The 8,777-nt window shown below is 41.6% G+C and carries 6 protein-coding genes and 1 pseudogene; 3 read left to right on the top strand and 4 right to left on the bottom strand.

What is annotated here, in order from left to right:
* Positions 1-187: 187 nt before the first annotated feature.
* Entirely contained in the window at positions 188-1,381 is a 1,194-nt protein-coding gene (locus tag PX482_RS21235) for a ScyD/ScyE family protein (RefSeq protein ID WP_002761460.1), read from the bottom strand.
* A 512-nt stretch (positions 1,382-1,893) separates the two neighbouring features.
* Between PX482_RS21235 and PX482_RS21230 the strand changes: the two genes are divergently transcribed.
* Together PX482_RS21230 and PX482_RS21225 are read left to right on the top strand one after the other, a co-directional pair.
* Positions 1,894-3,024 (top strand): glycosyltransferase family 4 protein, encoded by a 1,131-nt coding sequence (locus PX482_RS21230; RefSeq protein ID WP_002761463.1) that lies wholly within the window; start codon positions 1,894-1,896, stop codon positions 3,022-3,024.
* Between the two features lie 188 nt (positions 3,025-3,212).
* On the top strand, positions 3,213-4,283 hold the full coding sequence (locus tag PX482_RS21225; protein WP_002761464.1) for a glycosyltransferase family 4 protein: 1,071 nt from the start codon (positions 3,213-3,215) through the stop codon (positions 4,281-4,283).
* A 119-nt stretch (positions 4,284-4,402) separates the two neighbouring features.
* Here the strand turns inward: PX482_RS21225 and PX482_RS21220 are convergent, their stop codons facing one another.
* Both PX482_RS21220 and PX482_RS21215 read right to left on the bottom strand, forming a co-directional pair.
* Positions 4,403-5,356 (bottom strand): DNA-methyltransferase, encoded by a 954-nt coding sequence (locus PX482_RS21220; RefSeq protein WP_002761465.1) that lies wholly within the window; start codon positions 5,354-5,356, stop codon positions 4,403-4,405.
* Between the two features lie 237 nt (positions 5,357-5,593).
* The gene (locus PX482_RS21215; RefSeq protein ID WP_002761468.1) at positions 5,594-6,376 is read right to left on the bottom strand and encodes an MBL fold metallo-hydrolase; all 783 of its coding nucleotides are present in this window, start codon (positions 6,374-6,376) and stop codon (positions 5,594-5,596) included.
* 526 nt (positions 6,377-6,902) lie between these two features.
* Here PX482_RS21215 and gnd point away from each other — a divergent pair.
* On the top strand, positions 6,903-8,330 hold the full coding sequence (gene gnd / locus PX482_RS21210; RefSeq protein WP_002761470.1) for a decarboxylating NADP(+)-dependent phosphogluconate dehydrogenase: 1,428 nt from the start codon (positions 6,903-6,905) through the stop codon (positions 8,328-8,330).
* Between the two features lie 137 nt (positions 8,331-8,467).
* Here the strand turns inward: gnd and PX482_RS21205 are convergent.
* Positions 8,468-8,777, bottom strand: a pseudogene (locus PX482_RS21205) (GUN4 domain-containing protein); the annotation flags it as partial.

Genomic DNA, 8,777 nt, shown 5'->3' with positions numbered 1-8,777 from the left:
CTTGGTTGACAAGTGATCGCTAACTTTTTTTCTAATAAAAACTCAAATTTCGGGTTTCTGTTAGTTAGCGATAGCTTGAAGGCTTACCCCATAAGAGAGCTAGAGTTTAGAGACTGTAAGACTTTTGCCAGACTCCCTCCAAGAGCGATATCTCTCAGATTGCCAGATTTCGCCCCCCCCCGAACGGTTACAAAGAAGTTGACTTTTTTTTAGAGCGTAATCGTAAACCCATTAGTGCAGTAACTCCTAAAGCGATCACCGAGGTCATTTCTGGGGTTGAAGTTATCTTTAAAATTTGCCCCTGTCCGCCCACAAAGCCTTGATTGGCAACATAGATAGCTCCATCATCCCCAATTGCTAAACCCGTGGGAAAGGATAAACCCTCGTCTAAAATACTTTGACGAGTCCCATTAGGTGCTATTCTCCAAAGCTGACCACTAAAATCTCCTGCCAGAAAATTACTAGCATATTCTAGAACATATAAACTACCATCGGGGGCGAAAGCAAGATCAATGATATTAGTAAAACCTGTCGCAAATTCTTCTAAATTGGTGCCATTAAACCGATAAACATTAGCCCCACCAACGGGAAAAGGAAATCCAGTAAGTTGCCCGATATAGAGTTGATTGTCCGGACCAATAGCCATCCCTGTGGGTACGGCTTGCATAGGAAAAGGATTCGGTAAATTAGGGATAAAGGGTGGTGGTGTAACTGAGCGAACAGGAAAAGCAGCGATCGCTGTTATAGCCCCGTTGCCATCAACTCTGAGCAAGGAATTTCCCCCCGCGTCGGTGGCATAAATAACACCATTTTGCACAACGAGGGAGTAGGGATTACTATCAACTTCATCCCTATCAGGATTATTATTTCTCTCAAAATTGGCTAAATCTGCTACGGGCGACCAACTAGGTGTTCCAGTGAGGTTGATGGCGATCGCCTGTCCAAAGGCAGAAACGCTTAAAGTATTATCCCTAACATCTGGATTAGTTCCCAAACCGATAATACCGAATAGCTGCCCTGATTGGTCGAAGTAAAGGTCTTGAAGACCAGTACCTTCATTGCCTGATGGTTGTTGAGCCAAGGACGGTAAATTATCGATCAAGACCTCCGTTGCTCCCGTGGTTGTATTCAAACGAGCGATTGCACTAGTGGGTCCGTAGCAAACTTGACTTTGACCTCCTGACAAAATACAAGTTCCGTTACCACCTCTTCCTGCTTGGGCGATATAAAGCTGGCCATCAGGACCGAAGGTCATGCCCCGAGGATTATTTAAACCGCTTGCGAGAACGGTGGTAGAAATATTAGCGGCTAATATCGGAGCGGCTGGACTAACAAAACCAACAGTGAGAGCTAGGGTGATGGTTAACTTTTTGTTACTCATACGTTACTGCCAAGTTACTAAATCATCAGACCATCTTAACCGAAAACAAGAAAACTGAAAACATTAGTTAATCAAGATTTTTCGGCCTTACCCGATGTTGGTTGTTCTGTAGGGGACTAAGCCATCCCTGAGATAACCTTTGAGAAATCTCCGCTCACCACAAGTACGGGGAAGCTATTCTTCCGTAATTATAACTAATTACAGCGTTTCTCGTCAAGGAGATGCAGCTAATCTAAGGATAGGCGATTAAAATAGGTCTTAGCTTATAAGTACCCGTTGACAATCATAGTAGTAGGGTAGGTGAGGGGACAATAATCGAAAAAATTGCCCGATAAATTGAGTATTGGCTGTAACCTAGCCAAAAAAGGCCGCTATTTAGGGACGTTATAGGGTAAGATTAACTATTAGGGTGGAGTTTATTGCCGATTTTAATCTTGTCCTAAGCGAGCAAAATTGACAATTGAATCTGTAATTTTAAAAATATCTATCCCGTCAATCTCATCTAACCACAAATGCTTAAAATTTTAGTTGATGGTACACCGATAAGACAAAATCCTAGTGGAATTGGATTATATGCTTATCACCTGATTGCCGAATTAGCTAAATTACAAAACCAAGAAAACTTTTCCCTGTCCCTCTGTTTTCAACCATCGGTAAAAAACTGGCTGCGGGGTAATCTTTCTATCCCCGAAAAACTGCAATCCTATCCAGAGGTTAAATGTTTACCAATTCCCGTCAGTCTTAGCAATATCTTAACCCAATTTCCTAATCCTCTAATTTCCTATCTAGAAAACTTTCTTGATTCTCCCGATATTCTCCACGGATTGGATCATGTGGTGTATCCTTGTCGTCAGAGTCGTCAAGTTATGACTATTCATGATGTTACTTTTATGAAATATCCTGAGTTTGTCACGGGGATTGTCAAAACCTACACCCAACGCATTAAACAATCTCTACAATGGACAGATTTAGTTATTGCTAACTCCGCAAGTACCAAACGAGATATTATTGAATATTTAGATGTGAACCCAGAGAAAATTTTTGTTACTCCCCTCGCAAGTCGTTATTCTTACCTCCCCAATTCTCCCTCATATCTAACTATCACTAAACCCTATTTACTCTTTGTTAGTACCCTAGAACCACGAAAAAATATTATTAATCTTATCAGTGCTTTTAACTATCTCAAGGACAGGTATAAATTAGACCATAATCTGATTCTGATTGGCAAAAAAGGATGGAAGTATCAACCAATTTTTGATAAAATATCTCAGTCTCCCTTTCGAGATAGTATCCAACATCTTGATTATCTTGCTGATGACTTAGTTGCGGATTATTATCAAAAAGCTGATGTTTTTGTCTATCCTTCTTTTTACGAAGGTTTTGGATTACCAGTTTTAGAAGCGATGACTTTAGGTTGTCCCGTGGTAACTGCTAATACTGCATCCTTACCCGAAGTCACGGGAGAATCGGCAATATTAATTAATCCGGATAATCCCCTAGAAATTGCTGCGGCAATCTATCAAGTTATTAGTGATACCTCTCTCCGTCAAGAATTAATCACGAAAGGAAAAAAACAAGCGACAAAATTCTCTTGGCAAAAAACCGCACAAGCTACTATAAAAGCTTATCGTTCTCTTTTATAATAAGTAAGTATTTATAATTAAATTGAAGATGGATCCCCCCTTAATCCCCCCTTGATAAGGGAAGGGGGGTGCCGATCCCCCCTTAATCCCCCCTTGATAAGGGGGGTGCTGATCACCCCTTAATCTTCCCTTGATAAGGGGGGTGTCTGACAACTTTTAACACCTACCTACTTAACTAGCTAATATCTATGAATAGGAATCATCAATTATTAATCAATCTCGCTTTTCTCGGTACTAAATATACTGGATTGACTACCTATACTAAAAATCTCATTCCCCAATTAGCCAACTTAAATCCTACCCTAATCACTTCTAATAGTTACCCAGATTTTAACACCTATCCTGTCTCGGCAAACCTCACCCAAGAGCAGGGAACCAAAGGCAATATTAGGCGCTTAATTTGGACAGAAACCCAACTCTATCAAACCTATCAACAATTAAAGTCTTCCCTACTATTTACCCCCATTCCCGAAGCACCTATTTATGGAAATTGCCGCTATATTGTCACAGTTCATGATTTAATTCCCCTGCGGTTCCCGAAATTTTCTCCGCTAACTTTTTATAATAAATACTATTTACCCCAAGTCCTGAAAAAAGCCACACATATTATCGCTGTTTCCCAAGCAACTGCCGCCGATATTAATAAGTTTTTTAAGATACCTATTGACAAAATAACCGTGATTCTTTCTGGATATGATTCTGATAATTTTCGTCCTCTAAATCTGGCGACTCGTCCCTATTTTCTCTATCTTGGTCGTTATGATCCTCATAAAAATCTCGGTCGTTTAATTACTGCTTTTTCCCAAATTGATCCCGAATATCAATTATTAATTGTCGGTCAATTTGACCCCCGTTTTACCCCGGCTCTGCAGCAACAGGTAGAAGCATTATCAATCTCTCAACGGGTGCAATTTTTAAACTATGTTTCCTATGAAGAATTGCCGCAACTTTTAAACCAAGCAACTGCTTTAGTTTATCCTTCCCTTTGGGAAGGTTTCGGATTACCTGTACTAGAAGCGATCGCCTGTGGAACTCCTGTGATTACTTCTAATCTTTCCTCTCTCCCGGAAGTCACAGGAGAGGCGGCAATTTTAATTAATCCCTATAGTATCTATGAGATGAGAGAGGCAATGCAGCAAATCGCCACCGATGAACAATTACGTCTTAAATTAAAATCCTTGAGTCGCCAACGCGCCGAGCTTTTTAGTTGGGAAAAAACCGGTCAAGAAACCGCCACAATTCTGCAAAGTTTTCTCTAAAAATGGTGACAAAAAAACTTATCAATCATTGCAGGATGGGTTAGACGGCAGTAAGCATTAAAACCCAAGGATATGAGAGCAAAAACCTGTACTCTCCTGGGGAGATTGAGTGTTACTTCCTATATATTATTGTGCCATTCTTGGGGAATTTGAGCAACTTTTTCCTTACCATTAGGTTGATGAATAGGTTTTCCTAAAGGACGAATTTTGAGATTTCCTTGCAAATAAGCTGCGATTCTTTCCCTGGCAATTTTCACATATTCTGCTTCTTTTTCACTCCCCATCACTCGACGATTGTGCATAATACTAGCAATCAGAGAAGTTCCGACCCCGGCAAAAGGATCGAAAACCCAATCCCCCTCATTTGTCAAGGCTAAAACACATCTTTCTACTAATTCGATTGGATATTGACAAGGATGAATAGTTTTCTCTGGATGATTAGATTTAACGTTAGGAATATCCCATAGTAACTCATCCCATTCTTGTGCTAAAAACTCCCAAACATCGCTGGGATTTTTCCCTAAAGGATTACCAGAGGGTTTACCGATATTTTTACCTTTAAAATGGCGCTTACCAGGGTATTTAGCGGGGATTCTCACTGGATCAAGATTAAAGATATATTTATCGGTTTTTGTCAACCACAAAATAGTTTCATACCTGCCAGAAAATCTTTTAGAGGTATGTAGTCCATGGCCAAAATGCCAGACAATTCTATTTCTTAAAAAGAAGCCCATTTGTTTAAATAGCTGATAATAAAAAATATCTAAAGGATAAACTTCTCCCTCTTGAACGAAATTTCCCACCTGCCAGCAAATACTGCCATTATCTTGCAAGATTCTAGAGAATTCTCGCATAATTTTGGTTTGGGTTTCCAGATAAGTATCCAAAGAGATTTTTTTTTCGTAGTCTTTTCCTAAATTGTAGGGAGGAGAAGTAATAATCAAGCTCACAGAATTATCTGGTATAGTCTTGATAAAATTATTGGTATCTCCTTGATAAAGAATTATTTCGGCATCAGGTTGATAAAAGTCTCGCACTGATTTTGATTGAGAAAATAAGGGCAACTGATTCATAGAAAATTTAGCAGAGAAGAACCACTTTTAATTAGGGTTTGCGGCAAAAAGTTTTTCCTGGGGGCAGGGTGTGGGGTGTGGGGTCTTACCCATTTTACATCCAATATGCAAGAGAGCCAGTTTTTTCAAACAATTAATGTTATCTGTAGCCAGCAAAGATATAACAAAAATTCTACTTTTTTAGATAAAAATCGGGAAGAAAGTTTTAACTTTTTTCTATTCTTCCCTTAACTCAGATTAGCTCAAACCAGAAACGCACTCGCCTAATTCCACTGTAAAAGGTTGCCAAGGACGAGGATCAATTACCTTTGTCGGCAAGTCATGGGATGTTAATAATTCTTGAAAAGATTCGGGACTACCCTCAGCACTTAACACCGCCATCAATAACCCTTTAAACTCGATATCACCACCGGCAGCCGTAGAAATAATATATTGAGGCTGCAAGCGTTGACAGACTGCTAAGGCGCTTTCTTGTCCTTTGATTACCGGTCCGAGGAAAGGTATTTTTAAGTCAATCAAAGGAGTGATAATAACATCAATTTTACCGAGAGAATCGAGGCTAGGAGAATGATAACCGTGGGGTTCGTAGTAGATACTCTGATTTGTCGCTAATTCCTTGATAACATAACCATTTTCCACCAGAGTCGGCCCGACTGGAGAACCGGGGACAGCAGTAATTTCGATCGCATTGTCAAAGATATAACTAGAGCCGTGGGTTAAAGGGATGAGATGGGTATAATTAAGCGCTCGAACCACTTTTTCGGCATTAGGAGAAGCTACCACGGGAATTTGGCGATCGAGTACCTGTAAAGTAGGAGGATGGGCGTGATCTTCCAAACCTTGGGAGAGAAGAATCAGATCGATATTTTCGGGAATGGCATGATTAGCGGTTTTTTTGCCCTCAAATAGCCAAGTTAAATTACCAAAAGTCAGGGAACCTACCAACCAAGGATCGAGAAGCAGGCGTTTTCCCCCGATTTCGATTAACCAAGAATTACTATCAAGCCAAGTTAACTGCATATAAGCCGAGGAAGAATGGGGATTTTCTTAATTTAATTTAACATTAGCATTAACTTTTCTGCGCTTGGGGGTTTTTCAGTCATCAGTGAAAACACAGCACTGTTAATGCCATTTATAGCAGTTATCTTAATGGTGAGGTAGGAAGTCTCTGGTTTTAGGGAACAGGCAACAGTAGCCAGTCGTCTGGGGATGATACCAAATTAAGTAGCTGGTTATAATTAAATTAAAAATGGATTTTAGGTTCGATCCCCCCTGCCCCCCTTGATAAGGGGGGTGCCGATAGGCGGGGGGATCTGAAAGTTTTTAATACCTATCTACTTAGGTTACACTTCATCTTGAGGAGAAACGCTGTCACACTCCTCACTCAATGCCGGTCACTGAAAACCCAAATCTGATCACTGATTACTGATTACTGATCACTGATCACTGATTAGTCAAGGCTTAAGAAATAGGGAAAGTTTAGCTATCTTAGGGAAAGTAGGCGCTAAAAGGGGAGGAAGAACGCATCAGCTGAGACTGAATTTCTATGACTAAACGTACCTTCGGTGTTATCGGACTAGCTGTCATGGGAGAAAATCTCGCTCTCAATGTGGAGAGTCGGGGTTTTCCCATCGCTGTTTACAATCGCACCGCCAGCAAAACTCAAGAATTTATGGAAACTCGCGCCGTCGGCAAAGATGTCAAGGCGGCCTATAGTTTAGAAGAATTCGTCCAAATTTTAGAGCGTCCCCGCAAAATTCTGGTCATGGTAAAAGCTGGCCCGCCGGTGGATGCCGTGATTGAACAATTAAAACCCCTTCTCGAAGAAGGAGATATGATTATCGATGGCGGTAACTCCCTCTACGAGGACACGGAAAGACGCACCCGCGACCTAGAATCGACCACTAAACTGGGTTTTGTTGGGATGGGGGTCAGTGGTGGCGAAGAAGGCGCTCTGCACGGCCCTTCCCTGATGCCGGGGGGTACAGAGTTCGCCTATCGGGAATTAGAGCCGATTTTAACCAAAATTGCCGCCCAAGTCGATGATGGTCCCTGTGTCACCTACGTGGGACCCGGGGGTGCGGGCCATTATGTGAAAATGGTTCACAATGGCATCGAGTACGGCGATATGCAGTTAATTGCGGAAGCCTACGATGTGCTGAAAAATGGTCTAGGACTAAGCAATCAGCAGTTACAGGAAACTTTCACCGAGTGGAATCGCACCGATGAGCTTAATTCTTATTTAATTGAAATTACCGCCGATATCTTTAAGTATGTTGACCCGGAAACCGGTCATCATCTGGTAGATTTAATCTTGGATTCGGCGGGACAAAAGGGAACCGGACGCTGGACCGTGTTAAGTTCCTTGGAGTTGGGGGTGTCAATTCCGACTATTTATGCTGCGGTTAATGCTCGCGTGATGTCCGCTTATAAGGATGAACGGGTGGCAGCCGCAAAAGAGTTACCCGGACCTGGGGAAACCTATCCGGGGGATGCGGCACTATTTGTGGATAAGGTGCGTGATGCTCTTTACTGCTCGAAAATGTGTTCCTATGCCCAGGGTATGGCTTTAATCGCTAAGGCTTCTCAGGAATTTAACTATAATATCAGTCTGCCGGAATCGGCCCGCATCTGGAAGGGCGGCTGTATTATTCGGGCCGGTTTCTTGGATAAAATTCGCAAGGCTTTTGCGGAAAATCCGGGCCTGCCGAATTTGTTGTTAGCGCCGGAATTTAAGCAAAGTATCCTCGATCGCCAAGAAGCTTGGCGTGAAGTGTTAGTCTTGGCTAATAAGTTGGGAATTCCCGTCCCGGCTTTTAGTTCTTCTTTGGACTATTTTGATAGTTATCGTCGGGCCAATTTACCGCAAAATCTCACCCAAGCACAACGGGATTATTTTGGCGCTCATACCTATGAACGTACCGATAAACCCAGAGGTGAGTTTTTCCATACGGAATGGATGGCTGAATCGTAAAGCTATCTAATATTTTCTCCCCTTTTTGTTTCCAGTAAAAAGGGGGGATTTTTTGGCGATATTTTTCTGATTAAGAGTTAACTATCGGTCAAGAAATTGGTAGTGATAGCAAATCAGGTTTTAATAGGATAATCGCTTTAAAAGTCAGACAGAGGAATAATTCCACAGGCTTGAATTTTGCTGAAAACGAGGTGAAGTTGCCATAATAACCAATGACCAACTCTCCAGAAAGCCACGGAGTTTTGATGGTCAGCCACCTCGGCAGATGGATAACAAAGATTTTCCTCAAAAATCAACCAATGAACCGGTAAATGACCGAGGGGAGAATTCGGCTCTAATTCAAAGTTTAGTTGCTCATAATTGAGCCATTGACCTTCCTTCCGCCAACCTAGGCGATCGCCAAGTTTCTTTTGGGTTTCATAATCCACTAAACCACCGAGACTAGAG

This window comes from Microcystis sp. M53602_WE12, assembly GCF_030065455.1.
Taxonomy (GTDB): Bacteria; Cyanobacteriota; Cyanobacteriia; order Cyanobacteriales; family Microcystaceae; genus Microcystis; species Microcystis aeruginosa.
This window is presented reverse-complemented; position numbering and strand designations above follow the sequence as displayed.